The organism is Saccharopolyspora hattusasensis (assembly GCF_050972075.1).
In the GTDB taxonomy this organism is placed as follows: Bacteria; Actinomycetota; Actinomycetes; order Mycobacteriales; family Pseudonocardiaceae; genus Saccharopolyspora; species Saccharopolyspora hattusasensis.
In genome coordinates this window covers 7,828,453-7,851,212 of the sequence record NZ_JBPCDC010000001.1, presented here as the reverse complement: position 1 = coordinate 7,851,212, position 22,760 = coordinate 7,828,453, and the positions used below count along the sequence as shown (strand labels likewise).

22 protein-coding genes and 2 pseudogenes are annotated in these 22,760 nt (G+C 68.6%); 8 read left to right on the top strand and 16 right to left on the bottom strand.

Annotation, left to right across the window (positions count from 1 at the left end):
* Positions 1–147 precede the first annotated feature (147 nt).
* Together ACRXBZ_RS37115 and ACRXBZ_RS37110 are read left to right on the top strand one after the other, a co-directional pair.
* The gene (locus ACRXBZ_RS37115) at positions 148–861 is read left to right on the top strand and encodes a hypothetical protein (RefSeq protein ID WP_168588142.1); all 714 of its coding nucleotides are present in this window, start codon (positions 148–150) and stop codon (positions 859–861) included.
* Between the two features lie 175 nt (positions 862–1,036).
* On the top strand, positions 1,037–2,317 hold the full coding sequence (locus ACRXBZ_RS37110) for a C39 family peptidase (protein WP_433883048.1): 1,281 nt from the start codon (positions 1,037–1,039) through the stop codon (positions 2,315–2,317).
* A gap of 315 nt (positions 2,318–2,632) precedes the next feature.
* Here ACRXBZ_RS37110 and ACRXBZ_RS37105 read toward each other — a convergent pair whose 3' ends face one another.
* Both ACRXBZ_RS37105 and ACRXBZ_RS37100 read right to left on the bottom strand, forming a co-directional pair.
* Complete coding sequence (locus tag ACRXBZ_RS37105; RefSeq protein ID WP_433883047.1) at positions 2,633–2,869, bottom strand: DUF222 domain-containing protein; 237 nt, start codon at positions 2,867–2,869, stop codon at positions 2,633–2,635.
* A 457-nt stretch (positions 2,870–3,326) separates the two neighbouring features.
* Positions 3,327–3,455 (bottom strand): annotated as a pseudogene (locus ACRXBZ_RS37100) (sugar ABC transporter ATP-binding protein); the annotation flags it as partial.
* 354 nt (positions 3,456–3,809) lie between these two features.
* On the opposite strand from ACRXBZ_RS37100, the gene ACRXBZ_RS37095 reads away from it, so the two are divergent.
* Positions 3,810–4,073: a hypothetical protein gene (locus tag ACRXBZ_RS37095; RefSeq protein ID WP_168588139.1), complete on the top strand. Its 264-nt coding sequence runs from the start codon at positions 3,810–3,812 to the stop codon at positions 4,071–4,073.
* A gap of 646 nt (positions 4,074–4,719) precedes the next feature.
* Positions 4,720–6,042, top strand: a complete 1,323-nt coding sequence (locus ACRXBZ_RS37090) for a DUF1015 family protein (RefSeq protein ID WP_433883046.1) — start codon at positions 4,720–4,722, stop codon at positions 6,040–6,042.
* A gap of 81 nt (positions 6,043–6,123) precedes the next feature.
* On the opposite strand, the gene ACRXBZ_RS37085 is transcribed toward ACRXBZ_RS37090, so the two are convergent.
* From ACRXBZ_RS37085 to ACRXBZ_RS37070, 4 genes are all read right to left on the bottom strand, one after another.
* Positions 6,124–6,375 (bottom strand): hypothetical protein, encoded by a 252-nt coding sequence (locus ACRXBZ_RS37085; RefSeq protein WP_433883045.1) that lies wholly within the window; start codon positions 6,373–6,375, stop codon positions 6,124–6,126.
* A gap of 229 nt (positions 6,376–6,604) precedes the next feature.
* The gene (locus ACRXBZ_RS37080) at positions 6,605–6,829 is read right to left on the bottom strand and encodes a sulfatase-like hydrolase/transferase (protein ID WP_433883044.1); all 225 of its coding nucleotides are present in this window, start codon (positions 6,827–6,829) and stop codon (positions 6,605–6,607) included.
* A 337-nt stretch (positions 6,830–7,166) separates the two neighbouring features.
* The gene (gene katG, locus ACRXBZ_RS37075) at positions 7,167–9,395 is read right to left on the bottom strand and encodes a catalase/peroxidase HPI (protein WP_433883043.1); all 2,229 of its coding nucleotides are present in this window, start codon (positions 9,393–9,395) and stop codon (positions 7,167–7,169) included.
* A gap of 21 nt (positions 9,396–9,416) precedes the next feature.
* Positions 9,417–9,833, bottom strand: a complete 417-nt coding sequence (locus ACRXBZ_RS37070; protein ID WP_168590377.1) for a Fur family transcriptional regulator — start codon at positions 9,831–9,833, stop codon at positions 9,417–9,419.
* 78 nt (positions 9,834–9,911) lie between these two features.
* Here ACRXBZ_RS37070 and ACRXBZ_RS37065 point away from each other — a divergent pair.
* A pseudogene (locus ACRXBZ_RS37065) lies at positions 9,912–10,144 on the top strand (RNA polymerase subunit sigma-24); the annotation flags it as partial.
* Positions 10,145–10,254: 110 nt separating this feature from the next.
* The gene (locus tag ACRXBZ_RS37060) at positions 10,255–11,151 is read left to right on the top strand and encodes a LysR family transcriptional regulator (RefSeq protein ID WP_433883042.1); all 897 of its coding nucleotides are present in this window, start codon (positions 10,255–10,257) and stop codon (positions 11,149–11,151) included.
* 76 nt (positions 11,152–11,227) lie between these two features.
* Here ACRXBZ_RS37060 and ACRXBZ_RS37055 read toward each other — a convergent pair whose 3' ends face one another.
* From ACRXBZ_RS37055 to ACRXBZ_RS37025, 7 genes are all read right to left on the bottom strand, one after another.
* The gene (locus ACRXBZ_RS37055) at positions 11,228–12,076 is read right to left on the bottom strand and encodes a carbohydrate ABC transporter permease (RefSeq protein ID WP_168588134.1); all 849 of its coding nucleotides are present in this window, start codon (positions 12,074–12,076) and stop codon (positions 11,228–11,230) included.
* Positions 12,066–13,019 carry a carbohydrate ABC transporter permease gene (locus tag ACRXBZ_RS37050; protein WP_433883041.1) on the bottom strand — a complete coding sequence of 318 codons (954 nt, stop codon included), beginning with the start codon at positions 13,017–13,019 and terminating at the stop codon, positions 12,066–12,068. Before ACRXBZ_RS37050 ends, ACRXBZ_RS37055 begins: the two co-directional genes overlap by 11 nt.
* Positions 13,016–13,864, bottom strand: coding sequence for a metallophosphoesterase (locus ACRXBZ_RS37045; RefSeq protein ID WP_433883040.1), 849 nt, complete (start codon positions 13,862–13,864; stop codon positions 13,016–13,018). The genes ACRXBZ_RS37050 and ACRXBZ_RS37045 overlap by 4 nt, the downstream gene beginning before the upstream one ends.
* The gene (locus tag ACRXBZ_RS37040) at positions 13,861–15,231 is read right to left on the bottom strand and encodes an ABC transporter substrate-binding protein (RefSeq protein WP_433883039.1); all 1,371 of its coding nucleotides are present in this window, start codon (positions 15,229–15,231) and stop codon (positions 13,861–13,863) included. The genes ACRXBZ_RS37045 and ACRXBZ_RS37040 overlap by 4 nt, the downstream gene beginning before the upstream one ends.
* 26 nt (positions 15,232–15,257) lie before the next feature.
* On the bottom strand, positions 15,258–16,358 hold the full coding sequence (locus ACRXBZ_RS37035) for an ABC transporter ATP-binding protein (RefSeq protein WP_433883038.1): 1,101 nt from the start codon (positions 16,356–16,358) through the stop codon (positions 15,258–15,260).
* A 226-nt stretch (positions 16,359–16,584) separates the two neighbouring features.
* Positions 16,585–17,376 (bottom strand): polyprenyl synthetase family protein, encoded by a 792-nt coding sequence (locus ACRXBZ_RS37030; RefSeq protein ID WP_433883037.1) that lies wholly within the window; start codon positions 17,374–17,376, stop codon positions 16,585–16,587.
* A 108-nt stretch (positions 17,377–17,484) separates the two neighbouring features.
* Positions 17,485–18,030: a DUF488 domain-containing protein gene (locus ACRXBZ_RS37025; protein ID WP_433883036.1), complete on the bottom strand. Its 546-nt coding sequence runs from the start codon at positions 18,028–18,030 to the stop codon at positions 17,485–17,487.
* 412 nt (positions 18,031–18,442) lie between these two features.
* On the opposite strand from ACRXBZ_RS37025, the gene ACRXBZ_RS37020 reads away from it, so the two are divergent.
* On the top strand, positions 18,443–19,717 hold the full coding sequence (locus tag ACRXBZ_RS37020; protein WP_433883035.1) for an ATP-binding protein: 1,275 nt from the start codon (positions 18,443–18,445) through the stop codon (positions 19,715–19,717).
* A 66-nt stretch (positions 19,718–19,783) separates the two neighbouring features.
* Here the strand turns inward: ACRXBZ_RS37020 and ACRXBZ_RS37015 are convergent, their stop codons facing one another.
* Together ACRXBZ_RS37015 and ACRXBZ_RS37010 are read right to left on the bottom strand one after the other, a co-directional pair.
* Positions 19,784–20,221: a nitroreductase family deazaflavin-dependent oxidoreductase gene (locus ACRXBZ_RS37015; RefSeq protein ID WP_433883034.1), complete on the bottom strand. Its 438-nt coding sequence runs from the start codon at positions 20,219–20,221 to the stop codon at positions 19,784–19,786.
* A gap of 284 nt (positions 20,222–20,505) precedes the next feature.
* Positions 20,506–21,162 (bottom strand): maleylpyruvate isomerase N-terminal domain-containing protein, encoded by a 657-nt coding sequence (locus tag ACRXBZ_RS37010; protein WP_433883033.1) that lies wholly within the window; start codon positions 21,160–21,162, stop codon positions 20,506–20,508.
* 292 nt (positions 21,163–21,454) lie between these two features.
* Between ACRXBZ_RS37010 and ACRXBZ_RS37005 the strand changes: the two genes are divergently transcribed.
* The gene (locus ACRXBZ_RS37005) at positions 21,455–21,658 is read left to right on the top strand and encodes a cold-shock protein (protein ID WP_168588124.1); all 204 of its coding nucleotides are present in this window, start codon (positions 21,455–21,457) and stop codon (positions 21,656–21,658) included.
* Positions 21,659–21,891: 233 nt separating this feature from the next.
* Here ACRXBZ_RS37005 and ACRXBZ_RS37000 read toward each other — a convergent pair whose 3' ends face one another.
* On the bottom strand, positions 21,892–22,365 hold the full coding sequence (locus tag ACRXBZ_RS37000) for a COG4315 family predicted lipoprotein (protein ID WP_433883032.1): 474 nt from the start codon (positions 22,363–22,365) through the stop codon (positions 21,892–21,894).
* Between the last annotated feature and the right edge of the window lie 395 nt (positions 22,366–22,760).

Sequence of the window (22,760 nt, the reverse complement as noted above, 5' to 3'; positions counted from 1 at the left end):
TTTTTCTCGCGATCAGGTGGGCGGTCGACTGGACGGCCGCAGCGGACATAGCACGCTGGGCAAGTCAAGCCGCACACCGCGTGAACTACCGTGAGATTTCACTCAGCGGGCTCAGCGGTCGGCGCAGGTGTGCCAGGGTCTGGGCTCATGCGGATAGCTGAGCTGGCCACGTGGATCTGCGCGGGCCTGGCGATCGTGGCCGTCGGGCTCGCCGGCTGGCAGCTCTGGCTGGCCCGCCTCGCGGCCCGCCAAGCAATAGAACGAGCGGAAACTCTCCGCCGCTTGGCGGACGCCGCCGAAAGCCACGCCGCGAAGGCCGCAGGGGCGGCCCGAACCGCACAAGCACAGGCCGAACGCGCTTGGGAACAGGTCAAGCTGGCCAGCGGCCAGCTCGACGAGGCGCGGCAGGAGCGCCGGGCCACCACGCAGACGGAACAGTGGGAATGGGCGTACTCGGTGACTACGGCTGCCAGAGAGCTCGTCGACACCAGCCAGGAGCTGATCCGCAGCGCCCTGGACCCCCACGTGGCCCCGCACCACCGCGTTGCCGCCGAACGGTACTACCGGCAAACCGCCCGGCGTTGGCAGGAAACGATGATCAAGGCGGTCGCACGCACATCTCCACCCCTGGAAGTGCAGCAGCAGTTCGTCACGTTCGTCGACGTGCACCAACGCCTGCACGGCCACCTCGGCGTGCTCCTGCGCGCCGTCGAAACGAACACGCTCTCCGACGGCGACGCGCTGACCAAGCAGATCTTGGGTCTGCGCCACGAGATCAACAACGCGCACCGGAACCTGCGGCGGACCATCAGCGCGAGCCTGACCGCCCCGGACGCCCCAACCCAGCAGATCACCGCCTGACCACCGCCACACCGTGTCCCTGTCAGACCGGTCGCGACGGGGCGGCGATCCGCGCTCGTAGCCCTATTCTCGGTGCACGCGGGGGCGTCAAATCGCCGGTGAAGCCGCGGAAACCTATACTCCGAACCAATCGAGAAGGACCGCCGTCCGGCGGCGAGGCCGATGAGAGGTCGGCATGCGCACTTCCAGATCGATTCACCGTAGCGCCCTCACCGGAATCATCGGCGCACTGGCGCTGACGATGGCTGCCTGCGCTCAACCAGCACATCCTCCGGCACAGTCCGCCATCGACTACCACCAATGGCACTCCGCCGACGATTTCCAGTCGGGCACCGCCGAGGGCGTGCGTAGTGGCGGAACGGGCATCCAGATCGGCGAACCGATCGGCACCGTTGCATATCCCGCACCCGATGGGCGGGAGCGCGACTACGACTACGCGCGGTGGACGTCGCCGCTGCAGGCGACGGGGTTCGGGGCCACCCAGTTGGTCGCCTCGTGGAACGCGGCGACACCGCCCGGCACCTGGCTGCGTCTCGAAATGCGGGGGCGAACCAACACCGGCGCTCGAACCCGCTGGTACGCCATGGGCGAATGGGCGTCAGGCGATGCCGACATCCACCGCACGAGCGTCGCCGGGCAAGCCGATATCCACGGAACCGTCAACGTGGACACCTTCACCACAAGTCCCGGAACGACGCTGTCCGGCTATCAGCTCCGCGCCACCCTCTACCGCGCCGTTGGCACACCGGCGTCGCCCTCGCTGTCGATGCTGGGCGCGATGACCTCGAGGATCCCGGACCGGTTCGGAGTTCCCACCTCCGGCCCCGGCGGGGCATGGGGTATCGAACTCCCAGTACCGCGATACTCCCAGAACGTCCACAGCGGACACTTCCCGCAGTACGGCGGCGGCGGTGAGGCCTGGTGCAGCCCCACATCGACGGAAATGGTCGTCGAGTACTGGGGAAAACGGCCACCCGAGCAGGACCTGGCCTGGATCGGTCCACCACACCCGGATCCCGCCGTCGATCACGCCGCACGCCAGACGTTCGACTACGCCTACGACGGCACCGGGAACTGGTCGTTCAACGCCGCCTACGCCGCCACCCACGGCTTGGAAGCGCACATCACCCGCCTGAACTCGCTGGCCGACGCGGAACGCTACCTCCGCAGCGGAATCCCCTTGATCACATCGCAGTCGTTCGCCGCCAACGAACTCAACGGCGCGGGATACGACACCGACGGCCACCTCATGGTCATCGTCGGCTTCACCACGAACGGGGACGTCATCGCCAACGATCCGGCTTCGTCCGACGACGCGGCCGTGCGCAACATCTACCCTCGCGCCCAGTTCGAGAACGTCTGGCTGCGCACGAAGCGCCGGGACGCCACCGGAGCGGTGGTCGACGCTTCCGGCGGCATCGCATACATCATCACGCCGCCCCGATTCCGGACCTAAAGTTTTCGGCGATCTTCCCACGGGAATGCGGTCGGCCGGTCGGCAACCACAAGGTAACCACCGGACCCTGGCGCCAGCGGGTGGACGTGCGTTGCGCAGCTGGTCCACTGTGGAGGTCCGCAGCAGCTGCATGCCCAAGCTTTCGGCGTTCGCTGCCGGGTCCACCGGCAGCGGCTCGCCGGTGAAGGCGCCGGTCTCCGGACGGGGAGCGGCCAGGAGCTGCATCAGCGCGGCGAACTTCGCCCCGGTCTCGCGGTCGAGGCGGGCTTTGATGACCGTCATCCCGTCCCGGGCAACGGTGTAGTGCAGCTCCCGCTACACATGCTGGTCTTCCTCGTCGTCGTAGGCGCCGTCCTGGTCCAGCAGATAGCGGATGCGCCCGGCAAGTTTCTCCAGCTCACGAGGCGTCATCATCCGCGCATACCCGGCCAGGGTCGATTCGACCTCACCGACCTGATGGCAGCGGGCATACTCCGGCAGGCGACGGACCCCGTCGACGATCACCCGCGCGCGCTCCAACCCGATACCAAATATTCTCCCGCAATAGAACACCCGTTCGCACGCCTTTTATGGTCGCTTGATCAGGTGAAACACCCGGCCCGAAACCCATAAACCCAACCCGCGCAGAAGCGAAAACACCGGAAGCCACGACACTGCAACGAAAACCAGGGCACGCCGAGGCGCCGAGGCGCCACCCACCACCAGACCACCAGACCACCAGACCACCAGACCACCAGACCACCAGACCACCAGCACGAGTGTCGTGAGCGGTTTCGGGCGCTATAGCCCCGAAAACCGCGCACGGGCCACCTCGGAACGCAGCGATCACCACCACCCATACCCCAAGGCGAATGCCCGACCGAGACGAACCCCGAACCCCCCACACGCCACCCGCCACGGGGATGGCCACCCACAACCAAACCCCCACAAGCCCCAACCCCGGCACCAGCCCGCAACGCAAAAAGCCCAACCGAGAAAGCGACACTCACCGCCACTCCCCCCGCCCCCGTTTGCCGACGCCGTTGTCGCCGACGACGGCCAGCACCTCGCCGGGGACGACCTCGAAGTCGGCGCCGTCGATAGCGGTCACCCAGCCGTAGCACTTGACCAGGCCGCAGGCGCAAAGCGTGGGTACCATCAGCTCTTCCTCCTCACCACGCGGTCCACCACGACCGCGGCGAGGACCAGGGCCCCGATGGCGACGTCGTGATCGCACCCGCTGTTGCAGCGTGCTCCGCAATTGCACCGGCGGCCTCTCCCCCTGAAGCGGGACACCTCCTGGCCCGATCCAGACCCTCGTGCTACCTGGTGCGAGCTCACGGTCACATCCGGCCGCCGTCCGTCCGCTAGCTCCGCGCACTACTCAGGCCAAATGCGAGGGCAGCATGAGTAGTTCACCCCGTACCTGGCTCCGGTGCCGGACGTCACAGTGGATAGCGCGACCGAAGCAGTTCGACCCACCAGGCATCCGCCGACGAATCGGGGTGTGACCATGTCCCAGCTCACCCAGCGCTCCCACACCGCATCACTGGCTTCCTGCCTCCTAGACGAACTTGATCGTCGCGCCAAACTCGCCGAGCTCTGCATGAACCACGCGCTCGAACAGCAGTGCTGGGACCTCGTGTCGCGGCACCACCGCGAACTGCTCGTCGTCCGAGCGGAAATCCGTCGGCGCCTGGACGCCCTCGAGGACTTCCCCGGCCACGTCGGATCGCGCCTGGACGAGTGGACAGACGATACGGTCGGCTCCGGTTGAGTCCCGACAGATCAGACAGCGCGAAAACCGCTCCGTGCGACAGCGCGAGCGCGATGGCCAGGGCCAGCGCGATGGGCGCTGGGGACTTGGTCGGAGGTGAATCCGTTGCGAAGAAAACCAGTTGCCCGAATGGCACGCCGCACCCTAGCCTCCTCGGTACACAGGAAGGGAGGTGGTCCAACGTTGAATACCAACAGGACTTGTGAGGTGGCTGTCCGCTAGGACCGCCCACGGCACTCCAGCCGACCCGTGTCGTCTGATCCTGCGGGATTCGGCGCGGGCATGCGGTCGGCGAATACCAGGCAGCTACCCGACCCCGGAGCCCCGAACTGCGTCCGGTTCGGCCTGTACGGACAAACCGGCAGGAATCGGCTCCGGGGTTGCTGCTTCTTCGGTCGGGGTTTGCCATTCGCGAAGACCCGGTCGAGCTCAGGACGCGGTCGGCGCAGCAGGCCAGTCGGCTCTGGTGTGCGGCTCCTCGCCTGCCGACTGGGGCCGGGGCTCTGCGCTCAGCACGGCCCGCCATCCCCGGACCAGTGTGTCCAGCACGGGGCCGATGGCCCGCTTCGTCCACAACGACCGGCTCGTCGACGCCCTGCACCAGCGGCCTTCTGCGCCCTCCGGGTCTCACCCGGCTGGCGGGTGAATGGCCGCCGCCTGCGGGATCGCGGGCCTGTTCGCGTTCTTCCCGGCGCATAGGGAGAATTCCGCTGACGATGCCGAGCTCGACGAAGAAGCGGACGCCGAGGAGACGACCCAGTTGCAAGTAGCCGCGATCGACCCTGCCAGCCCCAGCATCAGCGGGGTCGGCTTAGCACCCTTCCGCGGTTGGCGCGTCGCGCCCGAGCGCCTGCGTGATCTGGCCGGGCGCTACGCCACGCCCTGGGATCAACATGCCGGCGCCTGGGACGGGTCGGCTGAGGAAGCAGCGAGCGTCCTGCGGTCCTGGCAGCGAAGCGGCGCGCTGGTGCGCGAGCCCGCCCGCGCTCTGTACGCCTACGAACAGACCGGCCCGCGCGGGTCCCAGCGCGGGCTGCTCGCTGCCGTCCACCTGGACAGCCGCCTGTTGCCGCACGAGGATGTCATTGCCAGTCGCGCCAACGGTATTGGCCGGGTCCTGGAGGTCGGTCGGCTGAACCTCGAGCCCTTGCTGCTGGGCTACTCGGGCGGTGGGCGCACCGCAGCCCACCTCGATGCAGCGACCCGGCGCACGCCGGCGTCGGAAGTCCTCGCCTCGGACGGACAACGGCACCGGTTGTGGCGCATGACCGACCAAGCGGCGCACGCTGACATCACGGCCGAGCTCAGCCGCATCCCGGCCTTCCTCGCCGACGGGCACCATCGTTGGGTCGCGGCCCGGCAGCTCCGCCGCTACCTCCACGCCGAAGGTCGCGGCACGGGCCCGTGGGACTACATCTCCGGTTTGCTCGTCGACGTCCAGCGCAGCCCGATGGCGCTTTCCCCGGTCCACCGCGTCCTGCCGCACGTCAATCCGACAGCAGCCCTGAACTCGGCGGCGACCCGATTCCGGGTAGCCAGGTTGCGGGGCGGCCTCACCGAATGGTTGCGCGTGCTCCGGCAGAACGCCCAGCACGCAATCGCCTTCGTGGTGGTGACCGGGCACGAGGCGTTCCTGCTGACCGACCCGCACCAGGCGTTCGTGGCCGAAGAACTGCGCCGGGTTCCAGAGGCACTTCGCCGGATGCAGCTCACCGTCCTGCACGCAGCTGTGATCGAAACGCTTTGGCGCGTACCGGACTCGCCCGAGGACATCCTCTACGAGGCCAGCCCCACCAAGGCCGCGCGCCAGGTCCAGGAGTTCGGTGGCATCGCCGTGCTGGTCGCGCCACCACGGCAGGCGGATCTCCAGAACGCCGCCGGGGCGGGCTTGAGGCTGCCGCGCAAGTCGACCTCGTTCGGCCCCAAGCCGCACCCCGGTCTCGTCCTCCGCCTCCTCGACGAAGAATGACTCCCCAGCAGGCGAGGAAGTCAGCGATCGGTGCTCGACCGGCAACTGACGACTGCCGCCGACGGCGCGCAGCAGGTCCGCTCAGTCGTGGCTGGCCTTGAACCGAGCGCGGTCGTGGTCCGCGTCCGCGTCGTTGTGCAGGTCGTCGCCCAGATCGACGCGGACCCAGTGCAGCTTGCCGGTGAACGCGTTATCCCCCACCGGGTAGTCGTCGGTGACCGGTGTGGCACGGTCGACGCCGATGTCGAAGGTCTCGTCGAAAGCGAAGTAGTACGGGATCGTTTTCGGGACCACGACCTCGCCGACCTGTTCACCGTCAACGTGCAGCGCCACGTCACCGCCCTGCCGACGCCGCCGCCGTGGTACGAGAACTCCATCCGGATCTCGTGGCGCCCGCCCGCCGGCGGAACGCGTGCCCGCGCCGCGTGCACCTCCAAGCCGAAGTAGTTGTAGGCGTAGCAGAGCCGCCCCTCGTGGAAGTACACCGACCAGCCGCCGAAACGGCCAGCTTGCGCGATGATCACGTCCGCCGCAGCGCTGTCGCCGGTCTCGACCTGGGCGGTCACGCTGTGCGAGCGGTTCTTGACGCCATCTCGGTGGTGACCCCCATGCCCACCGAATGGTGGTTGCGCCCGGTCAGCAGCGCCTGCCGAGTCGGCGAGCAGATCGTGGTGACGTGGAAGCGGCTGTAGCGCAACCCGCCGTCGGCGAGCCGTTCGGCGGTCGGCATCCGGCATGGCCCGCCGAACGCGCTGGGAGCGCCGAAACCCATGTCGTCGATGAGCACGACCACCACGTTCGGCGCTGTTTCCGGAGGTCACACCGGCTGAATGGGTTCGAACTGAGGCTCCTGATCGCGCACGTCCACGGACGTGGCCGGGGTGCCAACCGCATCTGGAATCGGCAAACGTTCGCGGGAAACGACCGCGTCGCTCATTCAGACCTCCTGGACAACATCCGAGTCCTGCCCGAATTGTGAAACGGCAGCATTCAGCGGAACTGGCGAACGGAAATACCAAAATGGCGAGACCCCGCCCTCGGATAAGTCACCGGACGGGGTCTCGCCAGCCCTCACGGCTGATTGCGCGCGGCCCGCTCGGTGCGGGCCGACCTGCACGTCGGGATCAGACGAGGTCGAACCGGTCGAGGTTCATCACCTTGTCCCATGCCGCGACGAAGTCGCGCACGAACTTCTCCTTCGCGTCGTCGCTCGCATAAACCTCGGCGAGCGCCCGCAGCTCCGAGTTCGAGCCGAAGACGAGGTCGGCGCGGCTGCCGGTCCACTTGACCTCGCCCGAGGCGTCGCGTGCCTCGAAGGTCTGCGCGTCCTCCGACGTCGATTTCCACGTGGTGCCCAGGTCGAGCAGGTTCACGAAGAAGTCGTTGGTCAGCTTCCCCGGGGTGTCGGTGAGGACGCCGAGCTCCGAGGAATCGTAGTTCGCGCCGAGGACCCGCAGACCACCGACGAGGACGGTCGTCTCCGGCGCGCTCAGCGTGAGCAGGTTCGCCTTGTCCAGCAGCAGGTACTCGGCCGGGAGCCGGCTGCCCTTGCCCAGGTAGTTGCGGAACCCGTCCGCGGCGGGCTCCAGCGCGGCGAAGGACTCCGCGTCGGTCTGCTCCGACGAGGCGTCTACGCGGCCCGGCGTGAACGGCACCTCGACCTCGTGGCCGGCGGCCTTGGCGGCCTGCTCGACGGCCGCGCACCCGCCGAGCACGATCAGGTCGGCAAGCGAGACCTTCTTGCCCCCGGTCTGGGCGGCGTTGAAGGACTCCTGGATGCCCTCCAGGGTGCTCAGCACCCTCGCCAGCTGGTCGGGGTTGTTGACTTCCCAATTCTTCTGCGGCTCCAGGCGGATCCGCGCGCCGTTGGCGCCACCGCGCTTGTCGCTGCCGCGGAACGTCGAGGCCGACGCCCACGCCGCGGAGACCAGCTGCGAGACGTCCAGACCCGAGTCGAGGATCTTGGCCTTCAGGTCGGCGATGTCCTCGGCACCGACGAGCTCGTCGACGATCGCCGGGAGCGGGTCCTGCCACAGCAGGGTCTCCTCCGGCACCTCCGGGCCGAGGTAGAGCGACTTCGGCCCCAGGTCGCGGTGGGTCAGCTTGAACCACGCCCGGGCGAAGGCGTCCGCGAACTCGTCGGGGTTCTCCATGAACCGCCGCGCGATCGGCTCGTAGATCGGGTCGTACCGGAGCGCGAGGTCGGTCGTCAGCATGTTCGGCGCGATCCGCTTCGACGAGTCGTGGGCGTGCGGCACCGTGCCTTCACCCGCACCGCCCTTCGGCTTCCACTGCTTCGCGCCGGCCGGGCTTTCGGTCAGCTCCCACTCGAAGCTGAAGAGGTTCCAGAGGAAGTTGGTGCTCCACCTCGTCGGCGTCGAGGTCCAGGTGACCTCGAGACCGCTGGTGATGGTGTCCGCTCCGCTGCCGGTGCCGAAGGAGTTCTTCCAGCCCAGGCCCTGCTCCTCCAGCGGGGCGGCCTCGGGGTCGGCCGCGAGGTTGCTGTCGGGCGCCGCGCCGTGGGTCTTACCGAAGGTGTGACCACCGGCGATCAGCGCGACCGTTTCCTCGTCGTTCATCGCCATGCGGCCGAACGTCTCGCGAATGTCGCGGGCCGCGGCGATCGGGTCCGGGTTGCCGTTCGGGCCCTCCGGGTTGACGTAGATGAGGCCCATCTGGACCGCCGCCAGCGGCTTTTCGAGGTCCCGGTCACCGGTGTAGCGCTTGTCGCCGAGCCACGTGGTCTCGGGGCCCCAGTACACGTCCTCGTCGGGCTCCCAGACGTCCTCGCGACCACCGGCGAAGCCGAAGGTCTTGAAGCCCATCGACTCCAGGGCGACGTTACCGGCCAGGATCAGCAAGTCGGCCCACGAGATGTTCTGGCCGTACTTCTTCTTGACCGGCCACAGCAGGCGGCGCGCCTTGTCGAGGTTGACGTTGTCCGGCCAGCTGTTCAGGGGAGCGAAGCGCTGCTGACCGGCGCCGGCGCCACCGCGGCCGTCGCTGATGCGGTACGTGCCCGCGCTGTGCCACGCCATCCGGATGATCAACGGACCGTAGTGCCCGAAGTCGGCCGGCCACCAGTCCTGCGAGGTCGTCAGCACCGCTTCGATGTCCCGCTTGACGGCGGGCAGGTCGAGGGCCTTGAACGCCTCGGCGTAGTTGAACTCCTCGCCCAGCGGGTTGGCCACCGGCGGGTTTTTCGCGAGGATCTTCACGTTGAGCCGGTTCGGCCACCACTGGCGGTTTCCGCCGCCCTCGGTCGGGTGCGGGGCGCGTCCGTGCGCGACCGGGCACTGGCCTGCGCTCCCCTCCTGCGCCTCGCCAACAACGGCGTCAGTGCTGTCAGTCACGGGAATCCTTTCGGGCTCTCTTCAGCGGGTTTTTTCCGGAACTGGCTCGGGGGAACAGGCCGGGCACAGTCCCCAGTAGATGACCTCGGCCTCGTCGATCGTGAAGCCGTGGGCATCGGAGGCAGCCAAGCAAGGTGCGGCACCCACAGCGCAATCGACGTCGACGATGACGCCGCACGACCGGCATGCGAGGTGGTGGTGGTTGTCCCCGATCCGCGCCTCATAGCGGGCCAAGGACCCCATCGGCTGGATGCGACGCAGCAAGCCCGCGGCGGTCAGCGCGCGCAGCACGTCGTAGACGGCCTGGTGGGACACCTTGGGAAGATCTTTGCGCACGGCACCGATGATCGATTCCGTGTCAGCGTGCGGGCGATCATGCACCGCAGACAGCACTGCCACCCGAGGGCGGGTCACGCGCAGTGCAACCCCGCGCAGCATGCGCTCGAGGTCGGCAGTCGTTGGCACGCGCAGCAGTCTGGTCCATTTTCTTGAATTAATCAAGAGTGGGTCGGCGCTCGTCCCGCACCAGCCGAGCAGGACCGCCGCCGCTGGGACCGCGCCGCGATCCGCCGGGGACGAGCCGCCCTGGCCCGCGCGGCGCAGATCGGCCGGGGGCTGGCGTTCGCGGAGAACTGCTCACCCGCCTGGGACGCGCCGACGAGGCACGCACCGAACTGGAGCTCGCAGTGCGGCTGTGCGGCAACGAGCGCGAAAGGGCGGTGCTGGAGCGCAAGCTCGCCGACCTCGGCCGACGGGGCCGGAGATGGCGATCGGCGCCAATCCACCACTGCCCGTCGCCCGCTGTTCATCCGTCGCTCTCCAGCGCCCGGTAGCGTGGCGACACCCAGGGAGGTCAGGCGTGGAACTGCGGCATCTCGTCTCATTTCTAGCTATTGCCGAAGAACTGCACTTCGGCCGGGCCGCGGCGCGGCTGCACCTGGCTCAGCCCTCGCTGAGCCAGCACCTGCAGCGGCTCGAACGCTCGGTCGGGGCGGCGCTGGTAGCCCGGAACTCGCACGAGGTCCGGCTCACCCCCGCCGGGGAAACCTTCCGCGAGCTCGCACAGGACATTGTTGCCAGGGCGGAGCGGGCGGGGCAGGCCGCGCGTGCGGCCGCTGCCGGGCGGGCCGGCACGGTCCGGGTCGGGTACAACTTCCCCGCCGGGCAACGGATCCTGCCCGCCACGCTGAGCGCGTTGCACAGCCGCCACCCGGCGATCGACGTGACCATGTTCGAGATGCGGACCGGCCCGCAGCTGGCGGCTCTCGCCGACGGGCGACTGGACGTCGCGATGGTGTACGGCAAGCCGACGGCGACCAACCTCACCAGCCGCCTGCTGCTGCGCGTACCGCTGGTCGCCGTGGTCGGCCGGGAACACCGCTGGGCCGGTCTCGACCGGGTGCCTTTCGGCGAGCTCGCCGGGGAACCCTGCGTGCTGTTCAACCGGGCCCAGTCGTCGGCCATGTACGACACGATCTTCTCCGCCGCCCGGACCAGCGGAATCCAGCTCACCGTCGCCGAAGAGGTCGACGACCCGGGTGCGACGGCCATCCTCGCCGCGGTCAAGCCGGTTGTCGGCTTCGCCTCGGCACTGCGGGGCGGGCTCACCGACGTCCGCTCCCCCGGCGCGCGCACCACCACCGTCCCGCTGGTCGACCCCGTACCCATCCTCGAGCTCCACGCCGTCTGGCCCACCGAGCATGGCCCGCTCGTGAACGCGTTCCTGGAATGCCTTCCTCCCGGTGCGCTGGAGTGAGGATTCACCTGCAGGCGGCGTGCTCTACGGCTGGCGGCCCGATGGCGGAACCGGCTGCTGCGTCCTTTTCGCAGCGTCATTTCAGGCCGGATCTCACGAACGCGTTCACGATGTGCCGTTGCAGCACCAGGTAGAGCGCGAACACCGGAAGGCAGGTCAGTCCCGCGGTGGCCATCAGCGGCCCCCACTCGTTGCCCTCGGTACCGAGGAAGCTACGCAGGCCGAGCTGCACCACCGCGTTGCTGCGCTGCAGCACCATGGCCGGCCAGAAGTACTCGTTCCACGCCGTGATGACCAGCAGGATGCCCAATGCCGCAAGCACCGGGCGCAGCGAGGGCACCACAACCGTCCACAGTGAACTCCAAGATGACCGGCCGTCCATCCGGGCCGCGTCGAGCAGCTCCTTCGGGAAGTTCTTGAGGTGCTCCCGCAGCAGCAGCACGCCCAATGCCGAGCACAGCGTCGGGATGATCACCCCGGCCAGCGTCTCCAACAGGCCCAACCGGGCCAGCAGCACGTAGTTGGGCAGCATGGTCGCCTGGAACGGCACCAGCCAGGTGCCCACGAACATCAGATGCAGCAACCGCTGGAACGGGAACGACCAGGCCGCGAAGGCATAAGCGGCGAGCAGCGCGATCAGCAGCTGCCCCAGCGCGCTGAGCACGGCCACGATCGCGGTGTTCAGCAGCATCCCGGCGAGGTCGATCTTGCCGAGCGCGTCGGCGTAATTGCCGGTGGACAGCGGCCACGGCAACACCGACAGCTGGTAGACATCACCGGGCGCGCGCAATGACGTGGCATAGAGCCAGTAGATCGGGAACACGCAGAACAGGCCGAGCAACCCGAGGGCGGAATGGCCCAGGGCCCGCTGCGCCGGGCTGCGCGCGCCGACCGGCTCGTCGTTCGCGCTGTGTTCAGTCGTCATGATGGCTCAACCGATCCGCCAGGCTCGCCAGCAATGCGGCGAGCACGATGAATCCCAGGAAGAAGACGATCCCGGCCGCTGCGGCCAACCCCGCGTCGTGGCTGCGGAACCCGTATTCCCACAACAGGTAGTAGACGTTGGTGGTGGAGCCGACCGGGCCTCCTTGGGTGAGGGTGTCGATCAGCGGGAAGGTCCACTGCGCGGACAGCAACACCGTCATCAGCACCAGGAAGGCCAGCGTCGGCGAGAGCAGCGGCAGTGTGACCCACCGCGTGATCTGGCCGCGCGAGGCTCCGTCGACCTGCGCGGCCGCCGCGTAGTCCGGGTTGATCCCGGTCAGCCCGGCGGAGACGACGAGCGCGGCGAACCCGACCAAGTGCCACCCGGTGATCACGATGATGACCAACTGCGCGGTCCCGGTGGTGTTGATCCAGTTCAGCTCGGTTCCGAGCAGCCGGTTGACCACACCGGCGGTCGGATCGAGCAACCACTGCCAGACCGCGGCCCCGGCGACCGGCGCGACGAGCATCGGCGCGAACACCAGGCCGCGGTAGACAGCCGCGGCGCGGCCGCGCACATGGCGGGTCAGTAGCCCCACGACGGTCGGGATCAGCACGGTGAACGGCAGCATCCCGGCGATCACCGCGAAAGTGCGCAGCACCGACTCGCCCAGTTCCGGCGTGGTCAGCAGGCGAATGTAGTTCGCGAACCCGACTTCCCGCATGGGCGAGGTCGGCACGAGGTTCCAGGAGTGAACCGACAGGTACGCCGTCTGCGCGAGCGGCTGGTAGGTCCACAAGACGAGCAGCGCGACGGCAGGCGCCAAGTAGAGGTACGGCGGTGCGATCCGCCGCACCCGGCTCCACGCCGACCGGCGTGCGGCGGGCACAACCTCCGTGCCCGCCGCACTCGGGGAGGGGATCTCCACGAAAGTGCCGGTCACCAGGCCCCCACCACTTCGTGGACCATCCGCAGGCGCTCGGCCGCGTCCACGTCGTAGACCTGGTCGGCCGTGGACAGCGGGACCGCGGTGGCCACGATCTGGTCGCCGAACACGTCGATGCGGCTGAACCCGGCGTCCGCTCCGGCGCGCAGCCGGCCCTTTGGCGGGACCGCGGCCACGCCGTAGGCGAGTGCTGGTCCCACCCAAACCGGGATTCCGGCCAGCGCACCGCACCCGGTGTGGTGCGCGTGCCCGCTCACGATCAGCCTCACGTCGGTGCCCCTGAGCAGCTCGGCAAGCCGGTCCGCGCCGCGTAGCCGGAGCAAGTGCACCGTCGGCACTGGCGAGGGCAATGGCGGGTGGTGGCTGATCAGGACGGTGCCCCGGGGGGCCGAGGTGGCCAGCACGCGGGCCAGCCAGTCCAGTTGCGCGTCCGACAGGTGACCGTCGTGGTAGCCGGGCTCAGTGCTGTCCATCGTCACCACCCGAAGGCCGTCCACCGTCGACACCGAGTCGCACTCGCCCGTCCCAGGTTGCTCGTCGAGCAGCTCGGCGCGGAACGCCGCGCGCTCGTCGTGGTTTCCCATCGCATAGACGACTTCGGCGCCGAGCCGGCGTGCGGCAGGTGCGACGATGCTGCGCAGCCTGCGGTAGGCCGCCGGGTCTCCGTCGTCGGCGAGGTCACCCGTGAACAGCAGCGCCGCCACGTCGGCCTCGGAGTTCTCGACCATCCCGACGGCCGTGGTCAGGTTCGCCGTCGTGTCGACGACACCGTGCATCAAGCCGTCCGCCGGCCGCAGGTGGGTGTCGCTGAGCTGCACGAGCGTGAGGTCTGGTCGGGTCACCTGCCACCGCCCGGCAGCAGCTTGGACACCTCGGCCTGCTTGGCTTGCAGCGTTGTCGCGGCGTCCGCGCCTTGGAACACCGAGCTCTCGACTGCCTCCATCATGCCGTCGCGGATCTGCAAGTAGTTGGGCCCGGGCATGGACACCCACGGCTCCATATGGGCCAGCTGCGTCAGGTTCGGCTTCAGGTACGGGTTCTTGTCGGCCCACGACTTGAGCCCGTTCGGATCGTCGACCAGTCCGGTGCGCAGCGGCAGGTAACCGATCTTGCTCGCGATCTTGGTATAGGCCTGCTCGCTGGTCAGGAACTTCATCAGCTCCCAGCTGGCCCGCTGCTTCTCGGGCGAGTGCGAGAACACGAACAGCGCCGCGCCCGAGTTCGTCGGTACCGTCGGCTCGCCCTGGAACCCCGGCATCGGGGCCGCTCCCAGCCGCCACTTCCCAGCGGCGCCCTTGAGGAAGTTGCCCTGCGTGGCGCTGGATTCGAGGATCATGCCCAACTCTCCGCGGGCGAAGGCGTCCACCGCCTGCGTCTGGGTGCGGTTGGGCATCGCGCCGGAGCGCACCATGTCCTGCATGCTCTGCACGGCCTCGACCGCGGGCGCCTCGGCGAAGGAGAGGGAACGCCGGTCCTGGGCGATCACCCGACCGCCGTTGGAACGCACGAGCGCCTGGAAGCACCAGTCCTTGGACGCCTTGGTCATGCAGTCGACGTAGGCACCGTCCTTGCCGGTGCGCTCCTTGACCGCCAGTGCCGCCCGCTGCACCTCGTCCCAGGTCGCCGGCGGTCTTGCCGGGTCCAGCCCGGCGGCGGCGAAGAGGTCCTGGTTGATGTAGAGCGTCGGGGTGGAGAAGACGAACGGAACGCCGTAGGTCTTGCCGTTCCAGTCGCCGAGTGTCCGCGCGGTCGGGGCGTACGGGTGTCGCGATCCGTCGAAGTTCCGCTGCACCTCGTCCTTTCCGACCAGGTCGTCCAGCGGCGCGGCACCGAGCTGGTTGACGGCGAAGTCCAGGTCGCTGAAGCCGAGCTGCGCCACGTCCGGCGGATTGCCCGCGGTCAGCTGGCTCTGCAGGCTGGGAATCGTGTCCGTGGCCGGGTTCGAGCTGTTGCCCTGCGGTTTCTGCGCGGTCACCGTGATGTTCGGATGGGTCTTTTCGAACTCGTCGATCAGCTCGTTGAAGGTGTCGGTCCAGGCGCCGGCCTGGCCGAAGTTGTAGCTCTCGAAGACGATCGAAACCTTCTGGTCGGGGGCCAGCTCCGGAACCCGGCCCACCGCCGCCGGGGTGTCAGTGGTGCCGAGCCCGCAGCCAGCGGCGACCAGCGTGAGAGCCGTCGCCGCGCACGCCGCGACGAGGGACTTCTTCATCGGATTCTCCTTGTTCTGATAGGAAATCAAACGCCTGCGGCGACCGGAGCAGGCCGCCAGGCCAGCCTGCGGCCGCTGCCGGGGTCGAAGAGGTGCAGGTGTTGGGGGCGGGTGGCCAGGTTCACCCGGTCGCCAGGCCGCAGGCCGAGCGGACGGGGTCCGCGCACGCAGATAGGGCTGGCGCCGGCCTCGCAGAGGGCGACTTCCTCGCTGCCGAGGTTCTCCACCGCGGTGACCGCTGCGCGGATGCCGGCTTCCTCCAACCCGGCCGGGCGGAGGTGCTCGGGCCGCACACCGAGCACCACCTCGCGCTCGGGCATTTCGCCCTCGATGCCCAACCCGAGCTCGACGCCGTTTGCCCGAGCCGTGAGAGCGCCGCCTTCGGCACGCACGGTGACGTCCAGCAGGTTCATGGCAGGCGAGCCCAGGAACCGGGCGACGAACACCGAGGCCGGCTCGTCGTAGACCTCCTCAGGGGTGCCGACCTGTTCCAGCTTTCCCCCGTCGAGCAAGGCGATCCGGGTTGCCATGGTCATCGCCTCGACCTGGTCGTGGGTGACGTAGACCATCGTCGCGCCCAACCGCCGGTGCAGTGCGGAGATCTCCGCACGGGTGCTCGCCCGCAGCTTGGCATCCAAATTGGACAGCGGCTCGTCCATCAGGAACGCGCCTGGGTCGCGGACCAACGCCCGGCCCAACGCCACCCGTTGCCGCTGGCCACCGGAGAGTTCACGCGGCTTGCGGTCGAGCAGCTCCACTAGGTCGAGGGTGGCGGCCACCTCGGCGACCTTCGCCCGGATGTCGGCCCGGGACCAGCGCCGGGCCCGCAGCGGGAAGCCGATGTTGCGGGCCACGGACAGGTGCGGGTAGAGCGCGTAGCTCTGGAAGACCATGGCGAGGTCGCGCTGCTGCGGTGGGACGTCGGTGATGTCGGCGCCCGCGAGCCGCAGCCGTCCCCCAGTCGGCGGGAGCAGCCCGGCGATCATCCGCAACAGCGTGGACTTGCCGCAGCCGCTCGGGCCCAGCAGCACCACGAACTCCCCGTCGGCCACATCCAGCCAGACGTCGTTCACGGCGGTGACCGAACCGAATCGGCGGCTCAGACCCTGCAGTTCAATACGGCTCACTGCGCACCTTTCGCCTCTCTCGACGGGCTCCCGCCGAACGCGGCTTAGTGCAACAGGCGTTCGTATACGGCAGGTGAACGACCGCTGCCACCCGCCGGACCGGGCGAGCCCCGAAAGCGCCGGTGACCAGGCAAAACACCGCCATTTTCGGAAATCGCCCGCCGGATGTCGATCGGAGAACGCAATCGACCGAGACGATCCGCCGCTGGCGCGACCTACATCGCGATCATCGTCCTTTTAGGATTTTTCCGGCAGCTTCCTGCTTGAGCCTCCCGATCAGCGAATGGGCCAGGGCATCGAAGGAAGCGCGGATCTCAACGGACATCGACAGCAAGGCGAGGCAGTCGTCAACCCCGGCAAGATGCCTGGCAGCTTCCCGCTCGGCGAACGCACGCCCACCAGCCTCTTCGATGAGCTCCGCCGCTAGTCGCAGGTCGGAGTCGGTGCGCACGCCGCGCCCGAGCAGAGCCCCCAGCCGCGAGCTCGCGGGCACCTCGGCGGTCAGCGCAGCGATCACCGGCAGCGTCCGCTTGGCCTCGCGCAGGTCCCCGAACACCGGCTTGCCGGTGTTCGCTGGATCGCCCCAGATGCCAAGCACGTCATCGGTGCACTGGAAGGCGAGGCCCAGATCGCGCCCGAGCCGGTCAAAGCAGTCCGCAGCCGCAGCGTCGGCACCGCCCAGCAAGGCGCCGGCCGAGGCGGAAAAGGCCAGCAGCGCACCGGTTTTGGCTTCGGCCATCGCCTGGTACTCGGCGATGCTCACCGCCTGCTCGCCCGTCCACGGCCGCTCGGTGAACCGAATGTCCTCGACCTGCCCGACGACGACCTCCCGCATGGCGGTGGCAAGGCGCGCAGCTGCCGCAGCGGCGTTGGGGCCGCCTCCGCTGAGCAGGATCCCGAACGCCTCGGAGTGCAGCGCGTCGCCGATCAGGATCGCCGCCGGAACCCCGTACTGCTTCCACACGGCCGGCTGACCGCGTCGCAGTTCATCGTTGTCGATGATGTCGTCGTGGATCAACCGATCGACCGAGACAACGACTTGGCACCTCATACTTTCGGCCCGGTTCACCGACGCCGCCGTCGTCGTCGGATCATCTACCGCTAGCGATACGGACTGGCACCGACATCAGTCCGGGCCAAGCGGGGGCTGGCCTGCGTCGTAGACCAGCACGCCCCGGTCGGAGACCAGGCGCGCCTCGGGGCTGGGGCGGTGCGGTCGCACCGCCCCGTCGTGCATCAGGTGGGCGACCTCCACCCCGCGGACCAGGGTCAGGAAGTCGGCGATCATCTTGCGGTGGCAACGCCACCACACCGACTCGGCGCACATCACCGCGGTCGGTTCCGCGGCCGCGTCGGCCAGCAGGTCGTCGATGGCGACCCGGAAACCGCCGGAGCGCATGTACTCGGCGTAACCGCTGAAAGACCGGTTGCGCAGCGCGGTGTCGGGGCTGTCCGGGTGCGCCTGGCGCCACCCACCGAGCCGGGCGTCCCATCGGTAACCGATGTGGGCCGCCGGCAACCACTGCGACATCGCCGACCGCGTCGCATCGGGGTTGTACCGGCTGCCGGGTGCGGTGCGCACGTCGACCAGCAGGTGGACGTCGGCGCCGCACAGCAGGCCGGTCATGGTCGCCGCGTCGGCGGTGCCGTGCCCGAAGGTCAGCACCCGCATCGGGTCCACGCCTGTCGCGGAAGGACCCCAGCGGCCGCCGACGCTGCTGAGGACGCTTCCCGCAGGTGGAAGCGAGCTCTCGCCCAGCGGTTCTCGTGGTCGTTCGGCAATCTCACGACAACCTCCCGTGGCAATTGACGCAGATCCGTCGCATCGCGGCCAGGTCGCCCTCCCGCTGCGGTGCAAGACCGCCGACGACGCGACCGGCGCCTGATAGGTGCGGCTTATCCGCATTTCGGAAACATCACATTGCCGCACACCGGAATTCCGGCGGAGAATCCAACCAAATTGAAGATCCTGCTGCTGCGGCGCGGAAACCGCTCTTGTCCCGACTCCGGACTCCGCTGCCGAGGAACGAGCTTGGCCTCATGTTCGGTGCACCGCAGCGCGGGGAAGAACCAGGAGGTGTGCCATGCCAGCTTGGCGAGTGCGCGATTTCCACGACGACGACCTGGACCAGGTGATCCACATCTGGGACCAGAGCAGGGCAGGCGGGGAGCCGGTGTTCTCCGCCGCCGAGGTGGTGTCGATCGCGCGGGCCGGGCATCCGGCCCTGGTCGCGGTGGTGCAGCAGGACGTCGTCGGCATGGCGGCAGCCAAGGTCGAGGGTGACAGGGCCTGGCTGGCGCTGTTCGCCCTCGACGCCCGGTGGCGCAACCGGGGCATCGGCAGCGCGCTACTGGCCGAGTTGGAGAAGAAGCTGCGAGGCCTGGGCGTGCACCGCATCACCAGCCTGTTGTCCGAGGGGGCCGCGGGTTTCCGGGCGATGGTCAACTCCGGCTACCGGCCGCGCACCGACCTGACCTACTTCGAGAAGGTGGAAGAACTCGACCCCGCCGAGTTCGACGTGCTCGAACATCTCGGCGGCGCGCTCCTGCCGCCCGGGAGGTGGGACGCGCTGGCGGGCATGCGGCAGGAGAAGGACATCATCGATCGCCGGGTCGTGCTGCCGATCTCCCACCCCGATCGGGCCGAACGCCACGGCGTGCTGCCGCCCAAGGCGATCGTGCTGTTCGGGCCGCCGGGCACCGGCAAGACCAGCTTCGCCAAGGCCATCGCCTCCAGGGTGAACTGGCCGTTCGTCGAACTCTTCCCTTCCCGGCTCGCCGCGTCTTCGCCGGGCGGGCTGGCGGCCTCCCTGCGCGAGGTGTTCTCGGAGTTGGAGGAACTGGACGACCTGGTCCTGTTCATCGACGAGGTCGAAGAGATCGCCGGAACCCGTTCCACACCCGCGGCGGGCCCTGCGCACGGGGTGACCAACGAACTGCTGAAGCTGATCCCGAGCTTCCGCGAACACGACCATCGCCTGCTGGTCTGCGCCACCAACGCGGTGGGCTCGCTGGACCCGGCCTTCCTGCGCCCGGGCCGGTTCGACTACATCATCCCGGTGGGGCCGCCGGACCCACCCGCGCGGCGGGCGATCTGGTCGCGCTACCTCGGCCCGGCGCGCGACAACGTGGATCTCGACCTGCTTGTGCAGCGAACCGAACTGTTCACCCCGGCGGACATCGAGTTCGCCGCGCGCCAGGGCGCCCAGGCCGCGTTCGAGCGCGACGTGCTGCACGAGGACCGAGAACTCGCGACGACCGACGAATACCTGAAAGCGATCGCAGACGCACGCCCGACGCTGACAGCCGAGGTCATCGCCGAGTTCGAGCAGGATATCGACACGTACACGAGGCTCTAGCGCGGCTCTAGCGCAACGCCGGGTTCGCGCCACATCGCGCTGCTGGCGGTCGACCTCATCGGGCCGTCACCTGGGGTCGAGCACGAACACGGGGATCTGCCGGTCGGTCTTCCCCTGGTACTCGGCGTACGACGGGTAAGCCGCGACCGCACGCTCCCACCACCCGGCCCGCTCGGCACCCTCGACCTCGCGAGCGACGTACTTCCTGTTCGCGGTCCCGTCCTGCAGCGAGATCTCGGGGTGCGCCTTGATGTTGTAGTACCAGGTGGGGTGCTCCGGTGCGCCGCCCTTCGACGCAACCACGGCATAGCTTCCGCCCTGTTCCACGCGCATCACCGGGGTGTAGCGCAACTTGCCGGTCCGCGCGCCGCGCAGCGTCAGCAGCACGATGGGCGACCCGAGGATCTCGATGCCCTCGGTGGTCCCGGTCTCGAGCACCTTCTTCGTCTGGTTGCGCACCCAGTCCGTCGGGCTGAACTCCGCATCCTCGCGTGCAGCATCCACTTCGGACGCTCCTTCCACCGGTGGCCCGTCACCACCCGACGACTGGTCAGGACGGTGAGCCGTTCGATTCTGCCGAGCCCACAATAACTCGCTCCCCAGGCCCGAATCATGATCCGAAGCTGCGCCGACTCCGCTGACGGGTGAGACACGGCGCCCCGCTTCACCCGCGTCAGCCTGCCCGGCGATCTTTGCCGCGACTTCGGCGGCGGTACTGCTACGCGCGTCAACGGATGGTGACCGAACGGCGCGGCCAGGCCAGCGCCTCGGTCCGTTCCGCCAGGCGGTCATCCGAGGACGAACGGGAGTTTCGCGGCCAATTCGCCGAGCTCGGTCTTCTCCGCGTCCGTCGGGGCCCGGCGTCCGGTGCCCACCAGCAGCGCGTCCTTGTCGGACCACGACGCGGGAAACGGCTCCCCGGCGATCTCTTCCAGCATCTCCCGGGTGCGAGACAGGCTTTCGGTGGGCGGTTCGGCAGCGTCCTGGAGGTGCGCGATCAGGTCGAGGTGGTGCAAGGTCCATTCCAGGACGTACGCGGAGAGGTAGTCGCCCGCGGTGAGCACCTGGTCCTGGGTGCTGACCCGGACGCCCGGATCCGCGAGCTCGGCGGCGCGACCGGCGGCCGAGCCGACGTCGTCGAGGTGGAACTTCAGCAGCCACGGCTGCTCGTACGCGGCGGCCAGCCGGACGATCAGCGCGTCGAGCGGGTCGTCGCCGGTCGGCGGCGTTCCGGCGACGTTCCAGTAGGTCACCGCGTTCCGGGTCGGCTCCGCATCGGCGGGGGTCACGAGAGTGATCAGGACGTCCTGGGCGTCGATGATGAGGTGGCACACCAGGTCCCGCACGAGCCAGCCGGTGCAGCCGGACGGCCGCTCGAAGTCCTGGTCCCGGAGTTCGGCGACGGCCGCGCGCAACGCCGCCCAAGAGCTCGAGAAGAGATCCACGGCGCCAAGCTAGCAGCGCCCGGCCGTGGTGACGACCGCTTTTCGATCTCCGCAGCGCACCGGCACCGGCCACGACGGGCCCACGATGTGATCACTGGACCTCGGCGTCGCAGATCGTGCTAGGATCGTCAGCGGTCGTTAGTTTCTGGGTACGTGTTCCCGCATGTTCGCAGGATCTTGTGCGGATGTGTTGTTGTCTTCAAATCGATCTGGAGAAAACCGCCATCTGAAGGCCCGGTTCGCCACGCGGTGTGGTGTTCCGTCATCCAGCGCTCGAAGAAGGAGAAACAGCGTGGCACAGGGAACCGTGAAGTGGTTCAACGCGGAAAAGGGCTTCGGCTTCATCGCCCCGAACGACGGTGGCCCGGACGTTTTCGTCCACTACTCCTCCATCGACACCAACGGGTTCCGCAGCCTCGAAGAGAACCAGGCGGTGGAGTACGAGGTCACCCAGGGCGCGAAGGGCCCGCAGGCCAGCGGCGTGCGCCCGCTCTGAGCCTTCCGCTCTTCGCCGACCCGACCGATCGGAACCCCGGCTGAGCCTCGATGCGGCTCCCCCTCCGGACCAGGAGGGGGAGCCGCATTGCGCTTCGCGCCAAGAATCCCCCACCACCGCCGGGGCCGCGCAGCCCGTAGGCTGGGGTCGCTCGCGGTGGCCCGCGGCGAGTGGGCGACCGCGACCAGCCACCTCACGGAGACCGGCGCGTGCGTCCCGGCGTGACGGTCCGGCTAACCGCCGTTCTGCTCGATCTTGTTCCCAGCGGGCGAGACCACGTACCAGGTGCCGCCGTTGGAGTACACGGTGTCACCGTTGGCTTCGCCCGGAACGTCGTCACCTTCGTAGTAGTACAGCGGATGTCCGTTGTAGACGACCTGGGCGCGGCCGTCCGGACGTGTGACGACGCCGAGCAGAGCGGGGTTCACGCCTGCACCGGCAGTGGGCGGGCCGGTCGTCGTGAGCGGCGCCCAGGCCGAGGTGCACCCGCCGACGCAGGTCGGCTGCGAGTCCCGGTCGTTGCTGAACAGGTACAAGGTGCGACCGCTGGGGCCGGCGAGCACGGTGCCCAGGTTCGGCACCTCAAGGGTCTGCAGCGCGATGACCTCGTCCGTGACCGGTGGGGCCGTCGTCGGTGGTGGCGGCAGTCCACTTCCGACACCGTCCGGGTACTCGCCGGGTGAGCATGCGACCGCGACCAAAGCCATTGCACCACAAGCGAGCCCGTCCCAGCGGAAGCGCGGGCAGATGCTTCTCCGCCCAGTACTGCGGTCTCGAGTCGAACGAGTCATCATGCCCTCTCCTTGGCCGGGACGGCGCCCTTCCGGCGGTCCCAGCTCGACCGTTGCCCCCGCGGAACGATATCGATCCCAAGGCTGTTACGGATCTCAGGCAATGGTCGCGCGCGCACTCGTCAGTGGCCCGGCCACGAGCGTGAACCTCATTGGGAACGGCAGCATAGAGCCGTTGGTCCCCCACGGTGGTCACCGAAGAAAGAAGCGCGGATGCTCCGTCTTGAGGGCGGGGAAGAAGCGCACGTGGTCGGTGGACACGGGTGCCGGTACTTCGTGACGAAGACCAAGTGAGCATGCATCAGGGAAAC

Coding starts and splice junctions, on each gene's coding strand:
- ACRXBZ_RS37115 (WP_168588142.1), top strand. CDS start 148: ATGCGGATAGCTGAGCTGGCCACGTGGATCTGCGCGGGCCTGGCGATC.
- ACRXBZ_RS37110 (WP_433883048.1), top strand. CDS start 1,037: ATGCGCACTTCCAGATCGATTCACCGTAGCGCCCTCACCGGAATCATC.
- ACRXBZ_RS37095 (WP_168588139.1), top strand. CDS start 3,810: ATGTCCCAGCTCACCCAGCGCTCCCACACCGCATCACTGGCTTCCTGC.
- ACRXBZ_RS37090 (WP_433883046.1), top strand. CDS start 4,720: ATGGCCGCCGCCTGCGGGATCGCGGGCCTGTTCGCGTTCTTCCCGGCG.
- ACRXBZ_RS37070 (WP_168590377.1), bottom strand. CDS start 9,833: ATGCTGCGCGGGGTTGCACTGCGCGTGACCCGCCCTCGGGTGGCAGTG.
- ACRXBZ_RS37055 (WP_168588134.1), bottom strand. CDS start 12,076: ATGACGACTGAACACAGCGCGAACGACGAGCCGGTCGGCGCGCGCAGC.
- ACRXBZ_RS37040 (WP_433883039.1), bottom strand. CDS start 15,231: ATGAAGAAGTCCCTCGTCGCGGCGTGCGCGGCGACGGCTCTCACGCTG.
- ACRXBZ_RS37025 (WP_433883036.1), bottom strand. CDS start 18,030: ATGCGGGTGCTGACCTTCGGGCACGGCACCGCCGACGCGGCGACCATG.
- ACRXBZ_RS37020 (WP_433883035.1), top strand. CDS start 18,443: ATGCCAGCTTGGCGAGTGCGCGATTTCCACGACGACGACCTGGACCAG.
- ACRXBZ_RS37000 (WP_433883032.1), bottom strand. CDS start 22,365: ATGGCTTTGGTCGCGGTCGCATGCTCACCCGGCGAGTACCCGGACGGT.